General features: G+C 71.9%; 16 protein-coding genes, 1 tRNA gene and 2 rRNA genes (1 of these 19 only partly in view). 8 read left to right on the plus strand and 11 right to left on the minus strand.

Translation table 11 applies throughout. From position 1 onward, the window contains the following. Window positions 1–67: 67 nt before the first annotated feature. From H4O22_RS15120 to H4O22_RS15135, 4 genes are all read right to left on the minus strand, one after another. Window positions 68–139 (minus strand) — tRNA-Val (locus tag H4O22_RS15120). Window positions 140–211: 72 nt separating this feature from the next. Beyond that, the gene (locus tag H4O22_RS15125) at window positions 212–676 is read right to left on the minus strand and encodes a peroxiredoxin (protein WP_182524184.1); all 465 of its coding nucleotides are present in this window, start codon (window positions 674–676) and stop codon (window positions 212–214) included. Beyond that, window positions 673–2,325, minus strand: a complete 1,653-nt coding sequence (locus H4O22_RS15130; protein WP_182524185.1) for an AMP-binding protein — start codon at window positions 2,323–2,325, stop codon at window positions 673–675. The genes H4O22_RS15125 and H4O22_RS15130 overlap by 4 nt, the downstream gene beginning before the upstream one ends. A 64-nt stretch (window positions 2,326–2,389) precedes the next feature. After that, entirely contained in the window at window positions 2,390–2,827 is a 438-nt protein-coding gene (locus H4O22_RS15135; RefSeq protein ID WP_182524186.1) for a DUF3052 domain-containing protein, read from the minus strand. Window positions 2,828–3,037: 210 nt separating this feature from the next. Between H4O22_RS15135 and aceE the strand changes: the two genes are divergently transcribed. Beyond that, window positions 3,038–5,815, plus strand: a complete 2,778-nt coding sequence (aceE, locus tag H4O22_RS15140; protein WP_182524187.1) for a pyruvate dehydrogenase (acetyl-transferring), homodimeric type — start codon at window positions 3,038–3,040, stop codon at window positions 5,813–5,815. An 83-nt stretch (window positions 5,816–5,898) separates the two neighbouring features. On the opposite strand, the gene H4O22_RS15145 is transcribed toward aceE, so the two are convergent. After that, on the minus strand, window positions 5,899–6,852 hold the full coding sequence (locus tag H4O22_RS15145; protein ID WP_182524188.1) for an alpha/beta fold hydrolase: 954 nt from the start codon (window positions 6,850–6,852) through the stop codon (window positions 5,899–5,901). A gap of 193 nt (window positions 6,853–7,045) precedes the next feature. Here H4O22_RS15145 and H4O22_RS15150 point away from each other — a divergent pair, with 193 nt between their 5' ends. The 6 genes from H4O22_RS15150 to H4O22_RS15175 all read left to right on the plus strand — a co-directional run bounded on the left by H4O22_RS15150 (window position 7,046) and on the right by H4O22_RS15175 (window position 13,560). After that, window positions 7,046–8,248, plus strand: a complete 1,203-nt coding sequence (locus H4O22_RS15150) for a PucR family transcriptional regulator (RefSeq protein ID WP_244962992.1) — start codon at window positions 7,046–7,048, stop codon at window positions 8,246–8,248. A gap of 94 nt (window positions 8,249–8,342) precedes the next feature. Continuing rightward, window positions 8,343–9,527 (plus strand): acyltransferase domain-containing protein, encoded by a 1,185-nt coding sequence (locus tag H4O22_RS15155; protein ID WP_182524189.1) that lies wholly within the window; start codon window positions 8,343–8,345, stop codon window positions 9,525–9,527. Beyond that, window positions 9,527–10,528: a beta-ketoacyl-ACP synthase III gene (locus H4O22_RS15160; RefSeq protein ID WP_182524190.1), complete on the plus strand. Its 1,002-nt coding sequence runs from the start codon at window positions 9,527–9,529 to the stop codon at window positions 10,526–10,528. The genes H4O22_RS15155 and H4O22_RS15160 overlap by 1 nt, the downstream gene beginning before the upstream one ends. A gap of 47 nt (window positions 10,529–10,575) precedes the next feature. After that, on the plus strand, window positions 10,576–10,821 hold the full coding sequence (locus tag H4O22_RS15165; protein WP_028645031.1) for an acyl carrier protein: 246 nt from the start codon (window positions 10,576–10,578) through the stop codon (window positions 10,819–10,821). A gap of 31 nt (window positions 10,822–10,852) precedes the next feature. Next, window positions 10,853–12,118, plus strand: a complete 1,266-nt coding sequence (locus H4O22_RS15170; RefSeq protein WP_182524191.1) for a beta-ketoacyl-[acyl-carrier-protein] synthase family protein — start codon at window positions 10,853–10,855, stop codon at window positions 12,116–12,118. Further along, window positions 12,118–13,560 carry an acyl-CoA carboxylase subunit beta gene (locus H4O22_RS15175; protein WP_182524192.1) on the plus strand — a complete coding sequence of 481 codons (1,443 nt, stop codon included), beginning with the start codon at window positions 12,118–12,120 and terminating at the stop codon, window positions 13,558–13,560. Before H4O22_RS15170 ends, H4O22_RS15175 begins: the two co-directional genes overlap by 1 nt. A gap of 43 nt (window positions 13,561–13,603) precedes the next feature. On the opposite strand, the gene H4O22_RS15180 is transcribed toward H4O22_RS15175, so the two are convergent. The 3 genes from H4O22_RS15180 to H4O22_RS15190 all read right to left on the minus strand — a co-directional run bounded on the left by H4O22_RS15180 (window position 13,604) and on the right by H4O22_RS15190 (window position 16,015). After that, on the minus strand, window positions 13,604–14,122 hold the full coding sequence (locus H4O22_RS15180; RefSeq protein ID WP_244962993.1) for a DUF3145 domain-containing protein: 519 nt from the start codon (window positions 14,120–14,122) through the stop codon (window positions 13,604–13,606). Window positions 14,123–14,292: 170 nt separating this feature from the next. Continuing rightward, window positions 14,293–15,213 (minus strand): alpha/beta fold hydrolase, encoded by a 921-nt coding sequence (locus H4O22_RS15185; RefSeq protein WP_182524194.1) that lies wholly within the window; start codon window positions 15,211–15,213, stop codon window positions 14,293–14,295. A 22-nt stretch (window positions 15,214–15,235) separates the two neighbouring features. Continuing rightward, window positions 15,236–16,015 (minus strand): PP2C family protein-serine/threonine phosphatase, encoded by a 780-nt coding sequence (locus tag H4O22_RS15190; protein ID WP_182524195.1) that lies wholly within the window; start codon window positions 16,013–16,015, stop codon window positions 15,236–15,238. 115 nt (window positions 16,016–16,130) lie between these two features. On the opposite strand from H4O22_RS15190, the gene H4O22_RS15195 reads away from it, so the two are divergent. Further along, window positions 16,131–16,637 (plus strand): hypothetical protein, encoded by a 507-nt coding sequence (locus H4O22_RS15195; RefSeq protein ID WP_182524196.1) that lies wholly within the window; start codon window positions 16,131–16,133, stop codon window positions 16,635–16,637. Window positions 16,638–16,652: 15 nt separating this feature from the next. Here the strand turns inward: H4O22_RS15195 and H4O22_RS15200 are convergent, their stop codons facing one another. From H4O22_RS15200 to H4O22_RS15210, 3 genes are all read right to left on the minus strand, one after another. After that, complete coding sequence (locus H4O22_RS15200) at window positions 16,653–17,675, minus strand: tetratricopeptide repeat protein (RefSeq protein WP_182524197.1); 1,023 nt, start codon at window positions 17,673–17,675, stop codon at window positions 16,653–16,655. 97 nt (window positions 17,676–17,772) lie between these two features. Next, window positions 17,773–17,889, minus strand: a 5S ribosomal RNA gene (gene rrf / locus H4O22_RS15205). A 160-nt stretch (window positions 17,890–18,049) separates the two neighbouring features. Continuing rightward, window positions 18,050–19,357: ribosomal RNA gene (locus H4O22_RS15210) — 23S ribosomal RNA — on the minus strand; it runs 1,818 nt beyond the window's last position.

The raw sequence follows: 19,357 nt of genomic DNA on the forward strand, positions 1-19,357 counted from the left end.
GTCCGGGCCCTCGGCGGGCACGCTGGGTGGGCACCATGGGCGGGCACGTGCCGGGCACGTGCGGGGGTGGGCGCAGAGGGGATCGAACCCCCGACCGCCTCGTTGTAAGCGAGGAGCTCTACCGCTGAGCTATACGCCCCGGACCACGGCCGGGTCGGGCCGAGGCGACGCACACACTAGACGAGCGGACGGCCGCCCCGCGACCTGCCGGTCAGACGGCGGCGCGCAGCTGGCGCACGTGCTCCTCGAGGTCGCGTCCCTCGGGCATCGTGTTGTGCACCGCCCAGCGCACCAGGCCCTGCCGGTCCACGACGTACGACGAGCGGCGCGCCGCGCCGGTGCGCTCGTTGAAGACGTCGTAGGCCCGGGCGACCTCGCCGTGCGGCCAGAAGTCGGAGAGCAGCGGGAAGTTGAGCCCCTCGGCGTCCGCGAACGCGCGGAGCGAGAACATCGGGTCGCAGGAGACGGCCAGCACCTCGGTGTCGAAGCTGAGGAAGTCGGCGAGCCGGTCACGCACGCCCGCCATCTCGCCCACGCAGACCCCGGAGAACGCCGCCGGGTAGAACAGCAGCGCGACCGCCTTGGTGCCGCGGTAGGACGAGAGCGTGACGTCCTGGCCGAACTGGTCGCGCAGGGTGAAGTCGGGTGCCGGTCCGCCGAGGGCGAGCCCGCTCACGCGGCGCCCTCGTCGTCGCCGTCGTCCCCGCGGTCGCTCTTCGCGAGCTCGCGCTTGAGCACCTTGCCCGTGGAGTTGCGCGGCAGCTCGTCGAGGATGACCACCTCGCGCGGGGTCTTGTAGCGGGCGAGGTTCTGGCGCACCCAGTCCTTGAGGTCGTCCTCGGAGGCGTCCGTGCCGTCCTTGAGGACGACGAAGGCCCGCAGCCGCGTGCCGAACTCGTCGTCGTCGACGCCGACGGCGGCCACCTCGACGACCGCCTCGTGGCGGGCGAGGCAGTCCTCGACCTCCTTGGGGAAGACGTTCTCGCCGCCGGACACGATCATCTCGTCGTCGCGGCCCTCGACGTAGAGCCGGCTGTCGTCGCCGAAGCGCCCGACGTCGCCGGTCGACATCAGCCCGTCGACCATCTCCTTCTGCCCGCCGCCGGTGTAGCCCTCGAAGAGCAGCCCGTTGCCGACGAAGATCCGGCCGGTCTCGCCGACCGGGACCTCCCGGCCGTCCTCGTCGAGGATCTTCACGGTCGTCGCCCAGGGCGGCATCCCCGCCGACGACGGCGACTCGCGCAGGTCGACCGGGGTCGCGATCGAGGCGTAGGCCACCTCGGTGGAGCCGTAGATGTTGTAGAGGTTGTCGCCGAAGTGGTCCATCCAGTCGACCGCGAGGTCGCCGGGCAGGGCCGACCCGGACGCGGCGACCACCTTGAGGCGGGGCAGGTCGTAGCGGCGCAGCACGTCCTCGGAGAGGCCGAGGATCCGCTGCAGCATCACCGGGATGACCACCAGCGAGTCGCACTCCTCGTCGCGGGCGATCCGCAGCGTCGCCTCCGGGTCGAAGCGCCGGGTGAGCACGACCGTGGAGCCCAGCAGCATGGCGAGGGCGAGGTGGGCGAAGCCCCAGGTGTGGAAGAGCGGCGCGGCGATGTGGGTGCGCCAGCCGTAGCGCAGCGGCATCCGGGAGAGCAGGGAGATCGCCGCGTCGATGCCGGCCTCGTTGCGGGGCGCGCCCTTCGGCGTCCCGGTGGTGCCCGAGGTCAGGATGATGGTCCGGCCGTGGCGTCCCGGCGGGTCGAGGTCGGCGTCGTCGGCCGAGGCGATCAGCGCGGCAACCGTGAGGACGTCGTCGCCGAGGTCCTCGGAGTCGGTCCAGGCGAGCACGCGGGTGCCGGCGTCGGCCTCCGCGAGCATGTCGGTGAACTCCTCGTCGTGGATCACGACGGTGGGCTTCTCGCGCTCGAGGACGTCGACGAGCTGCGGGCCGGCGAAGGCGGTGTTGAGGTAGAGCACGTCGGCGCCGAGCTTGGCGGCCGCGATGCTCGCGTCGACGAAGCCGCGGTGGTTGCGGCACATCAGGGCGACCCCGTCGCCCTCCCCCACGCCCTGCTCACGCAGCGCGCGGGCCAGCGCGTTCGAGCGCCGGTGCAGCTCGCCGAAGGTCACCGGCCCGAGGTCGTCGACGATGCCGACGCGGTCGGGCTCCCGCAGCGCCAGCGAGGCGAACCCGCCCGCGGGCCCGGTCCCCCACGCCCGGACGGTGCGCAGCAGGCCGGCCAGCACGGCGGGCGGGTACGGCCGGACGACCCCCGAGCCGAGCAGCACCTTCGCACCGGTGCCCGCGGAGGACGCCCGGTCGATCAGCTTCTGGAGCACAGGCAGTTCCTATCCGACGCGAGGGAGCGGTACGACGGGGCGCCGGCGGGCCGGCGTACGACGGTCAGGCCGGGGTCTTGGGTGCCACCAGCCGGGTCGCGGCCCAGTCCTTGCTCACGGCCGCGGTCGTGGTCTGCGAGAGGCCGGCGATCGGCGCGGCCTCGGCGATGTCGGCGGGGTCCACGGAGCTGGGCCGGCCCACCTTCGGGGTCAGCAGCCAGATCGCACCGCCGCCCACGAGGTCGGTGAGGGAGTCCACCAGGCCGTCGACGAGGTCGCCGTCGTCACGGCGCCACCACAGCAGCACGGCGTCGACCACGTTGCCGTAGTCACCGTCCACCATGTCGGCGTCGATGGCGTCCTCGATGGCGACCCGGAGGGCGTCGTCGGTGTCGTCGTCCCAGCCGAGCTCCTGGATGACCATGCCGGGCTTGAAGCCCAGCCGTTCGGCCGCCCCTGCAGCTCCTGTCTGGGTGGACCCGCCACCCGCGGTCGCGCTCACTGACGTCCTCCAGCCTGATCGGTTCGACCGCCGTTCGCGGCCCGATGTGGGGAGTAGTCCAGCGGAGTCGCGGCCCAGGCGCAACCTCTGTCCGCAGGTCTGCCCCCGCCGAGGCCCTCCCCGAGCGCCCTCCGAGGCCCCCCGCGACCGGGATTCGGGCCTACTGGCGGGTAAATTCCTCCGTCCCCGGGGGCGTGACACGATGGACGGGTGACCGAAGAATCACCCACTCCTTCTGGCACTCGTCCCGGCCCCACCCCGGCCGTGATCCACGAGGGACTGCCCACCCAGCTGCCCGACATCGACCCCGACGAGACCAGCGACTGGCTGGACTCCTTCGACTCCATGGTCGCCGAGCGCGGGCGCGAGCGCGCCCGCTACGTGATGCTCCGGCTCCTCGAGCGGGCTCGCGAGACGCAGGTCGGCGTGCCCGCCCTGCGCAGCACCGACTACATCAACACGATCCCGCCCGAGCGCGAGCCGTGGTTCCCCGGTGACGAGGAGGCCGAGCGGCGCATCCGCGCCTTCATCCGGTGGAACGCCGCGGTGATGGTCTCCAGCGCCAACCGCAAGGGGCTCGAGGTCGGCGGCCACATCGCGACGTACCAGTCCTCGGCCAGCCTCTACGAGGTCGGCTTCAACCACTTCTTCCGCGGCAAGGACCACCCGGGCGGTGGCGACCAGGTCTACATCCAGGGCCACGCGTCCCCCGGCGTCTACTCCCGCGCGTTCCTCGAGGGCCGCCTCGACGAGGGCCAGCTCTCCCGCTTCCGCCAGGAGGTGCAGCACGGTCCCGGAAAGGGCCTGCCGTCCTACCCGCACCCGCGCCTGATGCCGGAGTTCTGGGAGTTCCCCACCGTCTCGATGGGCCTCACCGGCATCAACTCCATCTACCAGGCTCGGTTCAACCGCTACCTGCAGAACCGCGGCATCAAGGACACCTCGCAGCAGCACGTGTGGGCCTTCCTCGGCGACGGCGAGATGGCCGAGCCGGAGTCGCTGGGCGCGATCCGGATCGCGGCCCGCGAGGAGCTCGACAACCTCACCTGGGTCATCAACTGCAACCTCCAGCAGCTCGACGGCCCGGTCACCGGCAACGGCAAGATCATCCAGGAGCTCGAGGCCAACTTCCGCGGCGCCGGCTGGAACGTCATCAAGGTCGTGTGGGGGCGTGAGTGGGACCCGCTCCTGGCCCGGGACGTCGACGGCGTGCTGGTGAACAAGATGAACACCACCCCGGACGGCGCGTTCCAGAGCTACTCGGTCGAGGACGGCGCCTACGTGCGCGAGAACTTCTTCGGCGGCGACCCGCGGCTGCGCAAGATGGTCGAGCACATGAGCGACACCCAGATCCAGAAGCTGCCGCGCGGCGGCCACGACTACCGCAAGGTGTACGCCGCGTTCGACAGCGCCACCAAGCACGTCGGGCAGCCGACCGTGATCCTGGCGCACACCATCAAGGGCTGGACGATCGACGCCCTGGAGGGCAAGAACGCCACCCACCAGATGAAGAAGCTGACCCCGGCGGACCTCAAGCGCTTCCGGGACCGGCTCTACCTGCCGATCTCCGACCGCGACCTCGAGCGGGCCTACGAGGAGACCGGCGCGGCGCCGTTCTTCCACCCCGGCGCCGACTCCCCCGAGATCGAGTACATGATGGAGCGCCGTCGGCAGCTGGGCGGCTCGCTGCCCCGCCGCGTGCAGCGCGCCAAGTCCCTCAAGCTCCCCGGGGACGACACCTACCGCGAGCTCAAGCAGGGCTCCGGCAAGCACCCGGTCGCCACGACCATGGCCGCGGTCCGGCTGCTCAAGGACTGGATGAAGGACCCCGAGATCGGCAAGCGGCTGGTCCCGATCGCGCCCGACGAGTACCGCACGTTCGGCATGGACGCGATGTTCCCGAGCGCGAAGGTCTACAACCCGGGCGGCCAGCAGTACGAGTCGGTCGACCGCAACATGTTGCTCTCCTACAAGGAGTCCGCCCAGGGCCAAATGCTGCACGAGGGCATCTCGGAGGCCGGCGCGGTGGCCTCGGCGACCGCCGCCGGGTCGGCGTACGCCACCCACGGCGAGCACATGATCCCGTTCTACATCTTCTACTCGATGTTCGGGTTCCAGCGCACGGGCGACTCGATCTGGGCGATGGCCGACCAGCTGGCGCGCGGGTTCCTGATCGGCGCCACGGCCGGCCGCACCACGCTCACCGGCGAGGGGCTCCAGCACGCCGACGGGCACTCGCCGCTGATCGCGGCGACCAACCCGGCCGTCGTGCACTACGACCCCGCGCACGCCTACGAGGTCGCGCACATCATGCGCTCCGACCTGGAGCGGATGTACGGCGAGGACGCCGAGAACGTCATCTTCTACCTCACCGTCTACAACGAGCCGATCAACCAGCCCGCCGAGCCCGACGACGTCGACGTCGAGGGGATCCTGCGCGGCATGCACCAGGTGACGCGGGCCGAGGGCGAGGGCCCGCGGGTCACGCTGCTCGGCTCGGGCGTCGGCTACCCGTGGATCGAGGACGCCGCTCGGATGCTCGCCGAGGAGTGGGGCGTGCAGGCCGACACCTGGTCGGTGACCTCGTGGAACGAGCTCGCGCGTGACGCGATCTCGGCCGAGCACTGGAACCTGCTGCACCCCGGCGAGGAGCCGCGCTCGTCGTACGTCGAGGAGCGGCTGGTCGACGTCGAGGGTCCGGTCGTGGCGGTCTCCGACTACATGCGGGCCGTCCCGCTGCAGATCGCCCGCTGGGTGCCCGGCGACTACCGGGTGCTCGGCGCCGACGGGTTCGGCTTCGCCGACACCCGCCCCGCCGCGCGCCGGTTCTTCCAGATCGACGCCCAGTCGGTCGTCGTCCAGGCGCTGCAGGCGCTCGCCGACGCCGGCCAGATCGACCGCTCGCAGGTCGAGAAGGCGTTCGCGACGTACCGCATCGACGACCCGACCGCCGTCGCCGGTGTGAAGCAAGAGGGTGGCGACGCCTGACGCCGAGCCGGCGTGAGTTGACGCTCGAGTCGGCGTGAGTTGAGGCCCTGGGCGTCAACTCACGCCGACTCGGCGTTTCGGGGTCAGGCGGTGTCGATGTCGGGCACCGCGGCCAGTGGGCTTGCCGGCGCGACGGGCCCGCCCTCGAGCAGGCGGCGCCAGCGGGCGCGCGAGTACGACGCGGGCTGGGTGGAGCGGATGAACTCGTGGAGGATCTTCACGAACCGCTGCGGGTGGTCCTTGTGCGGGAAGTGCCCGGCGTTGGGGATCACCTCGACCCGCGCGGCGGGCGCCAGCGCGGCGGCATTGCTCGCGTGCCGCACCGGGATCACCGCGTCGTCGCGGCCCCACACGACCGCCATCGGCATCGCCTCGGTGAGGTAGGCCCGGTCGGCCATCGTGACGACCTGGCCGCGCCAGTCGACGACGGCGCTGACGACGTGCCGGATGGCGGCGCGGGCCTGGGGGTCCTTGAACGAGTCGTAGATGTCCGCGACCTCGTCGAGGTCGCGGACCGCCTTGACCCCCGTGGCCGCGAGCATCCGCAGGCCGGCGACCCCCGCGTGCCGGATGCCGGGCAGGGTCAGCAGGCCCATGACCTGGTGGAAGCCCGGGGTGGTGATCGCGCGGATGCCCGGGGACACCTCCGGCCCGAGACCGCCCGAGGCGACCAGCATCAGCCGCTCGGTGCGCTCGGGGAACTGGTAGGCGAACTGCATCGCGACCCCGCCGCCGAAGCTGTGGCCGACGACGGTCACCGTGTCGATGCCAAGGATGGTCAGCAGGTCGCGCATGCCGTTGGCGTAGCCGCCCAGCGTGTAGTCGGCGCGGGGCTTGGCCGACTGCCCGTGACCCAGCAGGTCGGGCGCGATGACGGTGTAGCGCCGGGCGAGCCCGTCGATCACCGGCTCCCACGTCGTGTGGTCGCAGCCGAGGCCGTGCAGGAGCAGCAGCGCCGGACCCTCACCGACCTTGACGAACGCGCGTCGGTGCCCGTGGACGGTGAGGTACTGGACCTCGTGACGCTGCTCGGACACAGGGGTCCTCCTCGACGGCGGTGAGATGGACGATTCAACCAGACCGGTACCCCCTGCGGCAGGGGATCCCGCGTGCCCGGTGGAAGAGTTTCCCCTTGCCCTGTGGGGGATCGGGCTCCACGCCGCTCAGTCGGACGGCGCTCGGACCGACCGGTCCCCGAGCCCGGTGTCGCACGGGGGCTAGCCTCGGTCCGTGGCTCTCCGCGACCCCGCCGTACCCCGATCACGCGTGTCGGAGACGCTCCAGCGCGCCACGGGGTCGCTGAGCACCGCCGCCATGGGCCGGATGGAGTCCGACTTCGCCTGGTTCCGCGACCTCAGCGCCCAGGACCGGTCCTGGGTCGGCTCGATCGTGCAGGCCGGCATCCGGAGCTTCGTCGACTGGTATCGCGAGGACGCCGTGCAGGCGCCCGGCGCCCAGAACGCCCTGGCCGCCTCGGTCTTCGGCGCCGCACCCCGGGCGCTCGCCGGCGTGATCAACCTGCAGCACACCGTCGACCTGGTCCGGCTCTCGATCGAGGTCGTCGAGGCCAACATCGACGACCTCCTCGAGCCCGACGACGCCGCGACCGTCCACGCGGCGGTGCTCCGGTACGCCCGCGAGGTCGCCTTCGCGGCCGCGGAGGTCTACGCCCGGGCCGCCGAGGTGCGCGGCGCGTGGGACGCCCGCCTGGAGGCACTGGTCGTCGACGCGGTCCTGCGTGCCGAGACCGACGAGTCGCTGCTCTCCCGCGCCAGCGCGCTCGGCTGGTCCGCCGGTGGCCAGGTGGCCGTCGTCCTCGGCGGCGCACCGGTACGCCGCACCGAGACCGACCTCTTCGACGACGTACGCCGCCGCGCGCGGTCGGCGGGCATGGACGCCCTCTGCGCGGTGCAGGGCGACCGGCTGGTGGTGCTGCTGGGCGGCGTCACCGACCCGCGTCTGGCCGCCGAGACCGTCAGCCCGCTGTTCGGGGACGGTCCCGTGGTGGCGGGACCGGTGGCGGCCGACCTCGCCGGCGCCCACGCCTCGGCCCGCGCGGCCGCGTCCTCCCACCGTGCCGCGAGCGGCTGGCCCGACGCGCCGCGACCGGTGCTGAGCGACGAGCTCCTCCCCGAGCGCGCCCTCGCCGGCGACGGTCATGCCCGGCGGCACCTCGTCGAGGCGGTCTACCTGCCCCTCACCGGCGCGCGGGGCACGATGATCGACACCCTGACGGCGTACTTCGGCTCGGGGTCGTCGATCGAGGCGACCGCCCGCGCACTGTTCGTCCACCCCAACACCGTGCGCTACCGGCTGCGCCAGGCCGGGGAGACGACCGGGTACTCCCCCACGCATCCGCGGGACGCGTTCACGCTGCAGATCGCCCTGGTGCTCGGTCGCCAGTCCGGCCGGACCGGTACCCCCGCGGACTGAGAGGACCTTTGTCGGGTTCTCACAAAGTTCCGCGGGCAAGTTTCGTGCGTGCTGGAGGAGATCGCGACCCACCCGGCCCGGCACAGTGGGGCACGTGCTCGTCATCGTCGCTCCCGGCCAGGGTGCCCAGACACCCGGCTTCCTCGTCCCGTGGCTCGAGGACCCCACGTTCGCCTCCCGGTTCGCGTGGCTCTCGACCGTCGCGGGCCTCGACCTGGCCCACTACGGCACCGAGGCCGACGCGGAGACGATCCGGGACACCTCGATCGCGCAGCCGCTGCTCGTCGCCACCAGCCTGGTCGCGGCCCTCGAGCTGTTCCCCCACCCCTCCGACGCCTTCGCGCAGATCGGCGCGGTCGCGGGTCACAGCGTCGGCGAGCTGGCCGCCGCCGCCGGTGCCCGCACCATCACCGCGGAGCAGGCCATGGTCCTGGTGCGGGAGCGCGGCCGGGCGATGGCCGACGCGGCCGCGGCCACCCCGACGGGGATGACCGCCGTCCTGGGCGGCGACCGCGAGGAGATCCTGGCGGCGCTGGCCACCCACGGCCTGACCGCCGCCAACGACAACGGTCCCGGCCAGGTCGTCGCCGCGGGCACCCGCGACCAGCTCGCCGCGCTGGCCGCCGCGCCGCCCGCCAAGGCCCGCCTGGTCCCGCTCAGCGTCGCCGGCGCCTTCCACACCGAGCACATGGCGCCCGCGGTCGAGCACCTCGGCACCCTGGGCCGCTCGGTCTCGGTCCACGACCCCCGCACCCGGCTGATCTCCAACCGCGACGGCCAGGTCGTGCACGAGGGCAAGGAGGTGCTGCGCCGGATCGTCGGCCAGATCGCGCACCCGGTCCGCTGGGACCTGTGCATGGAGACGATGGCCGACCTCGGCGTCACCGGCATCCTCGAGATGCCGCCCGCCGGCACCCTCACCGGCATCGCGAAGCGGGCGCTCAAGGGCGTCGAGACCTTCGCGCTGAAGACCCCCGACCAGCTCCACGACGCCCGCGACTTCTGCGCGAAGCACGGCGAGGCCTCCGAGATGGGCACCTCCCCCACCTGGCGGATGGTGGTCTCCCCCGCCAAGGGGACCTTCCACATCGCCGGGGACGCCGCCGACGTCGACGTGCTGCCGGCCGGCGCCGCCATCGGCGACGTCGCCAGCCTCCGCGACCGGATCCTGGTGACCGCGGCCCACGGCGGGCAGGTCGTCGAGTGGCTGGTCGAGGACGGCGACCTGGTCTCCCCCGGGCAGCCGCTGCTGCGCCTGCACCCCGAGGGTGCGGCCTGATGGCGACCATCCGGCCCAGCCGGGGCGCGGAGCACACCGCGATCCTCGGCGTCGGGGCCTACCGCCCCTCGCGCGTGGTCCCCAACGCGGAGCTCGTCGAGGCGATCGAGTCCAGCGACGAGTGGATCCAGCAGCGCTCCGGCATCAAGACCCGCCGGTGGGCCACGCCGGACGAGACCGTCCAGTCGATGGCGGTGGCGGCCTCCCGCGACGCGCTGGCGAAGGCGGGCGTCGACGCCCCGCAGATCGACTGCGTCATCGTGGCGACGGTCAGCCACATGCTGCAGACCCCCGCCGTCGCGACCCTGATCGCCCACGAGCTCGGCACCGACCAGGCGGCGGCGTTCGACGTCTCCGCGGCCTGCGCGGGCTTCTGCCACGCCGTCGGCATGGCCAGCGACATGGTGCGGGCCGGCTCGGCGGGCCACGTGCTGGTCATCGGCGTCGAGCGGCTCTCCGACCTGACCGACGTCGGCGACCGCGGGACGGCGTTCATCTTCGCCGACGGCGCGGGCGCGGCGGTCGTGGGCCCGAGCGAGACCCCCGGCATCGGCCCGCTGGTGTGGGGCTCCGACGGCGAGCAGTACGACCTGATCCGGCAGCGCGAGGACTGGCGCGAGGTGATCGCCTCGGAGTCCCCGCGCATGCCGCACCTGGTGATGCAGGGCAACCCGGTCTTCCGGTGGGCCTCGTTCGCGATGGCCAAGGTCGGCCGGCAGGCGCTCGACCGCGCCGGCATCACCGCCGAGGAGCTCGACTGCTTCGTCCCCCACCAGGCCAACATGCGCATCATCGACGCCCTGGCGCGCTCCATGAAGCTTCCCGACACCGTCCGGATCGCCCGCGACGTCGCCGACATGGGCAACACCTCGGCCGCCTCGGTCCCGCTCGCCCTCGAGCGGATGATCCGCGAGGGCGACGCCCGCCCCGGCGACACGGCCCTGCTCATCGCCTTCGGCGCCGGCCTGGCGTACGCCGCCCAGGTCGTCACCGTCCCCTGACCGCACCACCCAGCAGCACCCACCACCACCGAGAGGAACCCCGCCAGATGGCCACCACCGAAGAGATCCGCGCCGACCTCGCCGAGATCGTCAACGAGGTCGCCGGCATCGACGCCGACGACGTCCAGCTCGACAAGTCCTTCGTCGACGACCTCGACGTCGACTCGCTCTCCATGGTCGAGGTCGTCGTGGCCGCCGAGGAGAAGTTCGGCGTCTCGATCCCCGACGACGAGGTGAAGAACCTCAAGACCGTCGGCGACGCCGTGGCCTTCATCGAGCGCGCCCAGGCCTGAGGCCACCCCTTCCTAAGGAGTCGAACAGCAGATGAGTCGCACCCGCGTCGTGGTCACCGGCCTCGGCACCACCAGCCCGCTCGGCGGTGACGTGGCGAGCACCTGGGACGGTCTCGTGAACGGCCGTTCCGGAGTCCGCCGCCTCACCGATGACTGGGCCGAGGAGATGCCGGTCAAGATCGCGGCGCGGGTCGCGGTCGAGCCCACCGAGGTCCTCGAGCGGGTCAAGGCCCGCCGGCTCGACCGGTCCTCCCAGTTCGCGATGGTCGCGGCGATGGAGGCCTGGCGCGACGCCGGCCTCGAGGGCGCCGTCCAGGACGGCGGCCTCGACGGGGACCGGGTCGGGGTCGCGATGGCCTCCGGCATCGGAGGCGTCACGACGCTGCTGGACAACTACGACATCCTCAAGGCGAAGGGGCCGCGGCGGGTCTCCCCGCTCGCGGTGCCGATGCTGATGCCCAACGCGCCCGCCGCGAACATCAGCCTGTACGTCGGGGCGCGGGCCGCGGTCAACACGCCGATCTCGGCCTGCGCCTCCGGCAACGAGGGCATCGCCCTCGCGCTGGACCAGATCCGCCTCGGCCGCGCCGACGTGGTGCTGGCCGGCGGCACCGAGGCGGCGGTGCACCCGCTGCCGATGGCCGCCTTCGCCAACATGATGGCGCTGTCCAAGACCGCGAGCGGCGAGGCCGGCGGCGACCCGACCACGGTCTCCCGTCCGTGGGACACCGGCCGCGACGGCTTCGTGCTGGGCGAGGGTGCCGGTGTGCTGGTGCTGGAGTCCCTGGAGCACGCCCAGGCCCGCGGCGCCCGGATCTACGCCGAGCTGCTGGGTGCCGGGATCACCGCCGACTCCCACGACATCGCGCAGCCCGACCCGCTGGGCCGCGGCGGCTCGCGCGCCATCCTGCGCGCCCTCGCGGAGTCCGAGATCGGTCCGGAAGCGATCGCCCACGTCAACGCGCACGCCACCTCGACGCCGCAGGGCGACATCGCGGAGGGGCTGATGCTGCACGCCACCCTCGGCAGCCACGTCTCCGACGTGGTGGTCACCTCGACCAAGTCGATGACCGGCCACCTGCTCGGCGGCGCCGGCGCGCTGGAGTCGATCGCGACGGTGCTCGCCCTCCACCACCGGCTGGTGCCCCCGACGATCAACCTCGACGACCTCGACCCGCAGGTCGAGCTCGACATCGCCACCAAGCCGCGCGAGCTGCCGGCGGGCGACCTCGCGGCCCTCAACAACTCCTTCGGCTTCGGCGGCGCCAACGTCGCGGTCGCGTTCGGGACCGTCTGATGACGGTCGCCCCGGAGCGGTCCACCTCGAGGACGGCGAAGCCGCCGCGCGAGGAGGACCCGCGCCACCCGGTGCACCGGCTCGGCGCCCTCCTCGACGCCGGCACGCTCGAGCTGATCTCCCCCGACGACGAGTCGGGCATGCTCGCCGCGGTCGGCGAGGTCGACGGCACCCGCGTCGTGGCGTTCTGCTCCGACGCCACCGTCATGGGCGGCGCGATGGGCGACCAGGGCTGCCGGGTCGTCGTCGACGCCTACCACCGGGCGATGACCGACCGGGTCCCGATCATCGGGCTCTGGCACTCCGGCGGCGCCCGCCTGGCCGAGGGGGTGCTGTCGCTGCACGCGGTCGGCCGCATCTTCCAGGTGATGACCCAGGCGTCCGGCCAGGTCCCGCAGGTCTCCGTGGTGCTCGGCCCGGCGGCCGGCGGCGCGGCGTACGGGCCCGCGCTCACCGACGTCGTCATCCTCGGCCCCGAGGGCCGGATCTTCGTCACCGGTCCCGACGTCGTCCGCTCGGTGACCGGCGAGGACGTCGACATGCTGCGCCTCGGCGGGCCCGAGCCGCACGGCCGCCGCTCCGGCGTGGTGCACATCCTCACCGAGACCGAGCGCGAGGCCCTCGACCGGGCGCGCGACGTCGCCTCGCTCCTCGGCGCCCAGGGCAGCCTGCGCGTCCAGGACGTCGACGACCGCGACCTGGAGGCGCTGCTGCCGGAGTCCCGCAAGCGCGCGTACGACGTCCACCCGCTCGTCGACGCCGTCCTCGACGAGGGCACCACCCAGGAGCTGCACGCCCGCTGGGCGCCCAACATCGTCACCGCCCTGGGCCGGTTCGGCGGCCGCACCGTCGGCGTGGTCGCCAACAACCCGCTGCGGCTCGGCGGCTGCCTGGACTCGCTGTCCGCGGAGAAGGCGTCCCGGTTCGTGCGCATGTGCGACGCCTTCGGGGTGCCGCTGATCGTGCTGGTCGACGTCCCCGGCTACCTGCCGGGCGTCGGACAGGAGTGGGACGGCGTCGTACGCCGCGGCGCCAAGCTGCTGCACGCCTTCGGCGAGTGCGTGGTCCCCCGGGTCTCGCTCGTGACCCGCAAGACCTACGGCGGCGCCTACATCGCGATGAACGCCCGCTCGCTCGGCGCCACCAAGGTGTTCGCCTGGCCGGGCGCCGAGGTGGCGGTGATGGGCGCGGTCGCCGCGGTGCGGATCCTGCACCGGCGCAAGCTCGCCGAGGTCGCCCCCGAGCTCCGCCCGCAGGTCGAGGCCGAGCTGGCCGCCGAGCACGAGCGGATCGCGGGCGGCGTGGAGCGGGCCGTGGAGATCGGGGTCGTGGACGAGGTCGTCGAGCCGTCGGCCACCCGCTCCGCGATCGCCCGGGCCATCGACGACGCGGTCCAGCAGGTCGGCGTACGCCGGGGCCAGCACGGCAACATCCCGCTCTGACCCGTGGGGGTCCTCCGGAGCCCGGAGGACCCTCGCGGAGGTCTCAGACGACCTGGTGCAGCCAGCGCACCGGGGCGCCGTCCCCGGCGTGCCGGAACGTCTCGAGCTCGTCGTCCCACGGCTTGCCGAGCAGCTTGTCGATCTCGAGCAGCAGGGTGGTCTCGCCGAGCGCGGCCTTGACGACCGCGGCCTTGAGCCGGTCCTCGGGGATCATGATGTCGCCGTGCATGCCGGTCACGGCGTGGAAGACCCCGAGCTCGGGGGTGAACGAGTAGCGGCTGCCCTCGGTCGAGGACGTCGCCTCCTCGGTGATCTCGAAGCGCAGGTGGTTCCAGCCGCGCAGGGCGGAGGCGACGGCGGCGGCCGAGCCGGCCTCGCCGTTCCACGACAGCTCCGCGCGGTAGCTGCCGGACTGCGCCGGCTGCGGGGTCCAGTCGAGGCTCACGGGTACGCCGAGGACGCCGCCGACGGCCCACTCGATGTGCGGGCACAGCGCGGACGGCGCTGAGTGCACGTAGAGGACGCCCCTCGTCGTGGTGCGGGTGGCAGTGCGTGCGGTCACCGTGACCTCCTTCGATCTCCGGCGCGAGCTACGCCTTCCCCAGCGGTCTCGATATGGAGCGAAGTCAGAGTGGTGACATCTGTGACGTTGTGACCCCATTGTGACGCATGGGACGCCTGAGCACCAGCGGTATGGACCACGGCGCGCCGTCCGTCCCGACGGGTGACCGGTCAGCCGCCGGCCGCCGACGTACGCCGGGGGCCGAGCTCGAGGAGCGTCTCGATGACCTGCTCGGCGATGCCGAGACCGCCGAGGTGGCTCTCGCCGTCGACGACGGTCAGGACCCCGTCGGGCAGCCGATCCACGACGTGCCGGCCGTGGTGCACCGGGACGATGTGGTCGTCGTCGCCGTGCCACCAGCGCACCGGCACCGCCACGTCGGCCGGGTCGAAGCCCCAGGGGCGGGTGAAGAGCAGCAGGTCGTTGAGCGGCGCGGAGGTCTGGAAGCGGCTGCCGTTCAGCAGGTCGTCGATGAACATCGCCCGGAACTCCGGCCGGGACAGCAGCGCCTTGTCCCCGGGCGGCTGGAGCACGGCGTACGCGTCGAGCACCAGGCCGGCGAACGGCCGGACCACCCGGATCGCCGCGGTGAGCCCGAGGCCCAGCGGCACGCGCGTCAGCTGCAGCAGCGGCGCCAGGCGCACCGCCAGCTGGATCGGGCCGCCCTCGGCGGCGTCCGGGCCCCGGGTCGGCGCCACGCCGCCGAGCACCGCGATGCCGTGCACCCGGTCGGGCAGCGCCGCGCCGGCCGCGAGCACGTACGGGCCCCCGCCCGAGAGGCCGATCAGCCGGACGGTGTCGATCGCGAGGGTGTCCATCAGGATCTCGAGGTCGGCGGTCCAGTCCAGGATGTCCTCGTAGAGGTGCGGCGTCGAGGAGCCGATCCCCGGCCGGTCGATGCCGATGATCCGCAGGCCGTGCTCCTCGGCGAGCGCCCGCACCTCGAGCGGGATCTGCCGTCGGGCCCCGGGCGTCCCGTGCATCCACACGATCGCCGGGCCACGGGTGTGCCCGTACTCGGCGAAGCTCAAGCGCCGGTCGCCTCGGACGGCGACGCTGCCCTCGAGGGCGGGACGAGCCACGGTGCTCATGGCCCCGCAGTGTGGCACGGGCTCAGCCCAGCCGCACGGAACTCTCGTCGACGATGTTCGAGCGGTCCCCGACCGCGCCCAGGAGCTCGCCGTCCCCCGCCGACACGGGTCCCTCGACGAGATCGAGGACGACGCAGGTCACGTTGTCCCTGCCGCCCGCCTCGAGCGCGGCCTCGGTCAGGGCGGCCGCCGCCGTGCAGGGGTCGCCGGCCGCGACCAGCTCCGCGATCCGCGCGTCGGCGACCAGGTCGGTCAGGCCGTCGCTGCAGACCAGGAACCGGTCGCCGAGGACGGCGTCGACGGGCACCACGTCCAGGCCCTCGTCGTCGGGATCGCCGTCGATCGAGCGGAGCACCACGTTGCGCCACGGGTGCGTGCCCACCGCCTCCCGGCGCAGCCTCCCGGTGTCGATCATCTGCTGGACGTAGGTGTGGTCGGTGGAGAGCTGCACGAGCTCGCCGCTCCGGTAGCGGTAGGCCCGGCTGTCCCCCACGTGGCCGAGCACCACGCGGGCGCCGTCGCAGACCAGCGCCGTCAGCGTCGTGGCCATCCCCAGCCGGTCGAGGTCGCGCTGGACCCCGCGGCGGACGCTGACCCGGGCGGCCTCGGCGGCGGCGACCATGACCGCCTCGGGATCCTCGCCGGGGCGGCCCAGCGCGGTCGCGGAGACGGCGTACGCCGCGGTCGCCGACGCGACCTCCCCCGCGGCCGCGCCCCCGACCCCGTCCGCGACGAGGGCGACGTACGGCCCGACGAACCCGGAGTCCTCGTTGTGCGGGCGCACCCGCCCCACGTCGCTCACCCCGGCCCCCGAGAATCGGAGCACTCCGCACCTCCCTGACTTTTCGTCCGCAGTGAATCCTGCCGTCCCCGGCGGGTCAAGGCGTCGAGGACGTGGCCTGCCTTACCCTCACCGCATGAACGAGGCACCCTCCCTGGAGGTACGGCGCCGCCCGCGCGCCACCCTCGCGGCCTCCGTGGTCACGGTGGCCGCGGTCCTCGGGCTGGTCTTCTGGTTCGTCAACAGCCCCACCGCCCTGGCCACCTCCGACGACACCGTCGCGGGCTCGACCCCCGCGGGCGAGGGCGTCTACCTCGGAGTCGCTCGCGGCGAGGCCGGCCGCACCCTGCACCTCGCGGGCGTCCAGGTGCACGTGGTCGCCGACGTCGCCGCCGAGGTCACGCCGCTGCTGTGCCTGGGGGGATCGGTGCGGGTCACCACCGACCCGGAGGTGTTCTGCGCCCACCTGGTGGAGCCCGACGGGGAGGTGCTGGGCGGCGACGACAGCATCGTGCTGCGCGTGGTCGCGCCGTCGCCGGGCACGGTCTCGGTCGACCGGGTCCGGCTCGGCTACCGCGAGGGGGTCCGGTGGGGCACCCGCGAGGCGGGCGCCCCGGCGGAGGTCACGGTGCTCGACCGCTGAGCCCCGCCCCGGGAGTCAGGACTGCTCGAGGCGCTTCTCGAGCGCCTCGGCGCGCTCGGCCGCGTCGGTGATCTGCTCGCTGTCGATCCCGTACGTCCGGTGGAACCAGGTCAGCGCGTCGCTGAGCCGGCCGGCGGTCTCGAGGGTGTCGGCGTAGGCGTACCGCAGCCGCACCACCCAGGGCGCCCGGCTCTTCGACTGCAGCGGTGCGAGCTCGAGCGTGCGCAGGGCGGCGTCGAGCTGACCGAGGTCGCGGCGGGCGCCGGCCTCGACGATCGTCATCTCGGCCTTGGCCTCCGGGCTGAAGTTCGGCACCGAGGGGCTCTTGGCGAGCTTGAGCGCCTGCGCCGGCTGACCGAGAGCGCGGTGGCAGTCGGCCATGATCGGCAGGTACGCCGTGGCGCCGTTCATCCGCTTCGCGGCGCGCAGCTCGGCCAGCGCCTCGGCGTAGTGGCCCGCGGCGTACGCGGCCTCGCCGGACGCCTCGCGCACGACGGCCAGGCGCGGAGCGCGGGCCCGCGCAGCCAGCGTGTGCTGGTAGGCGGTCTCGGGATCCTCGTCGATCAGCGCGCCGGCGGCGGCGAGGTGCCGGGCCACGCGCTGGGCGAGCTTCTCGGGGAGACCCTTCAGCTGCGCGGTGATGGCGCGGTCCAGCTCGGCGCCGGTGATCTCCGCGGGGAGCTCGGGCCCGTCGTACAGGGCCTGCTCCTTGGTGCGGTCCGCCTGGCTGTCCGACGGCCGCTTCCAGTCGCTCTTGCGACCCGCACGGTCACCACTGCGAGCCAGCCGGTCACCGCTGCGAGCCGGGCGGTCACCGCTGCGAGCCGGGCGGTCGTCACGCTTCGGACCCCGGCGGTCGCCGCTCTTGGGCGCACTGTCACTACCGGGCGTCCACTTCTTCGAGCGCTCGGTGGAACGCTCACTGGAGCGCGGGGTCCCGGAGCTCGTCGAGCCCCGGCCCTGCGGCTTGCCTGAGTCCGGGCGTCCGGCCCGGCCCCCGTCTCGCGACGGTCGCTGGTTGCGGCGCTGCTCAGCCACGGCGTCCTGCTCCTGGTCCTGCCCCCGAGAGGGGCGTCGGGTACGACGGGAAATGCACGTAGGGGCCACCGAGAACGGTGGCCCCTACGGAGTGTATGTCCGGCGGCGTCCTACTCTCCCACAACCTCTCGGTTGCAGTACCATCGGCGCTGAAAGGCTTAACTTCCGGGTTCGGGATGGGACCGGGTGTTTCCCTTTCGCTATGGCCGCCGTAACTCTTGCGGTACCGGGTTCTCGCACACCATCCCGCATGCGGGGTGGTGGGGAACCGGGCACCAAGCTCTATGCAATTAGATTGCAAGTCATTGGTGGGTGGTTCTTGGATTCGTGGACGCGAACATGCGCAGATCGTTGTAGGTCTAGCTGAGTGGTTGTAAGACAAGCCCTCGGCCTATTAGTACCGGTCGGCTAGGCATTGCTGCTGTACACCTCCGGCCTATCAACCCAGTGTTCTGCTGGGGGCCTTACCCCGTCTAGCGGGTGGGAAACCTCATCTTGAAACGTGCTTCCCGCTTAGATGCATTCAGCGGTTATCACTTCCGAACGTAGCTAACCAGCCGTGCCCCTGGCGGGACAACTGGCACACCAGAGGTTCGTCCATCCCGGTCCTCTCGTACTAGGGACAGCCTTTCTCAAGTTTCCTGCGCGCGCGGCGGATAGGGACCGAACTGTCTCACGACGTTCTAAACCCAGCTCGCGTGCCGCTTTAATGGGCGAACAGCCCAACCCTTGGGACCTACTCCAGCCCCAGGATGCGACGAGCCGACATCGAGGTGCCAAACCATCCCGTCGATATGGACTCTTGGGGAAGATCAGCCTGTTATCCCCGGGGTACCTTTTATCCGTTGAGCGACGTCGCTTCCACATGCCGACGCCGGATCACTAGTTCCGACTTTCGTCCCTGCTCGACATGTCTGTCTCACAGTCAAGCTCCCTTGTGCACTTACACTCAACACCTGATTGCCAACCAGGCTGAGGGAACCTTTGAGCGCCTCCGTTACATTTTAGGAGGCAACCGCCCCAGTTAAACTACCCATCAGGCACTGTCCCTGATCCGGATTACGGACCTAGGTTAGACATCTAGTACGACCAGAGTGGTATTTCAACGTTGACTCCACACTCACTGGCGTGAGCACTTCACAGTCTCCCACCTATCCTACACAAGCCGAACCAAACACCAATACCAAACTATAGTAAAGGTCCCGGGGTCTTTCCGTCCTGCCGCGCGTAACGAGCATCTTTACTCGTAGTGCAATTTCGCCGAGTCCACGGTTGAGACAGCGCCCAAGTCGTTACTCCATTCGTGCAGGTCGGAACTTACCCGACAAGGAATTTCGCTACCTTAGGATGGTTATAGTTACCACCGCCGTTTACTGGGGCTTAAATTCTCCGCTTCGGTGTTACCACCTAACAGGTCCTCTTAACCTTCCAGCACCGGGCAGGAGTCAGTCCGTATACATCGTCTTACAACTTCGCACGGACCTGTGTTTTTAGTAAACAGTCGCTTGGGCCTGGTCTCTGCGGCCATCACCGCTTCCCCCAGCTAGTGGGTTCACGGATCCGGCCCCCCTTCTCCCGAAGTTACGGGGGCATTTTGCCGAGTTCCTTAACCGTGGTTCGCTCGATCGCCTTGGTATTCTCTACCTGATCACCTGAGTCGGTTTGGGGTACGGGCGGCGCAT

The organism is Nocardioides dongkuii (assembly GCF_014127485.1).
Classification (GTDB): Bacteria; Actinomycetota; Actinomycetes; order Propionibacteriales; family Nocardioidaceae; genus Nocardioides; species Nocardioides dongkuii.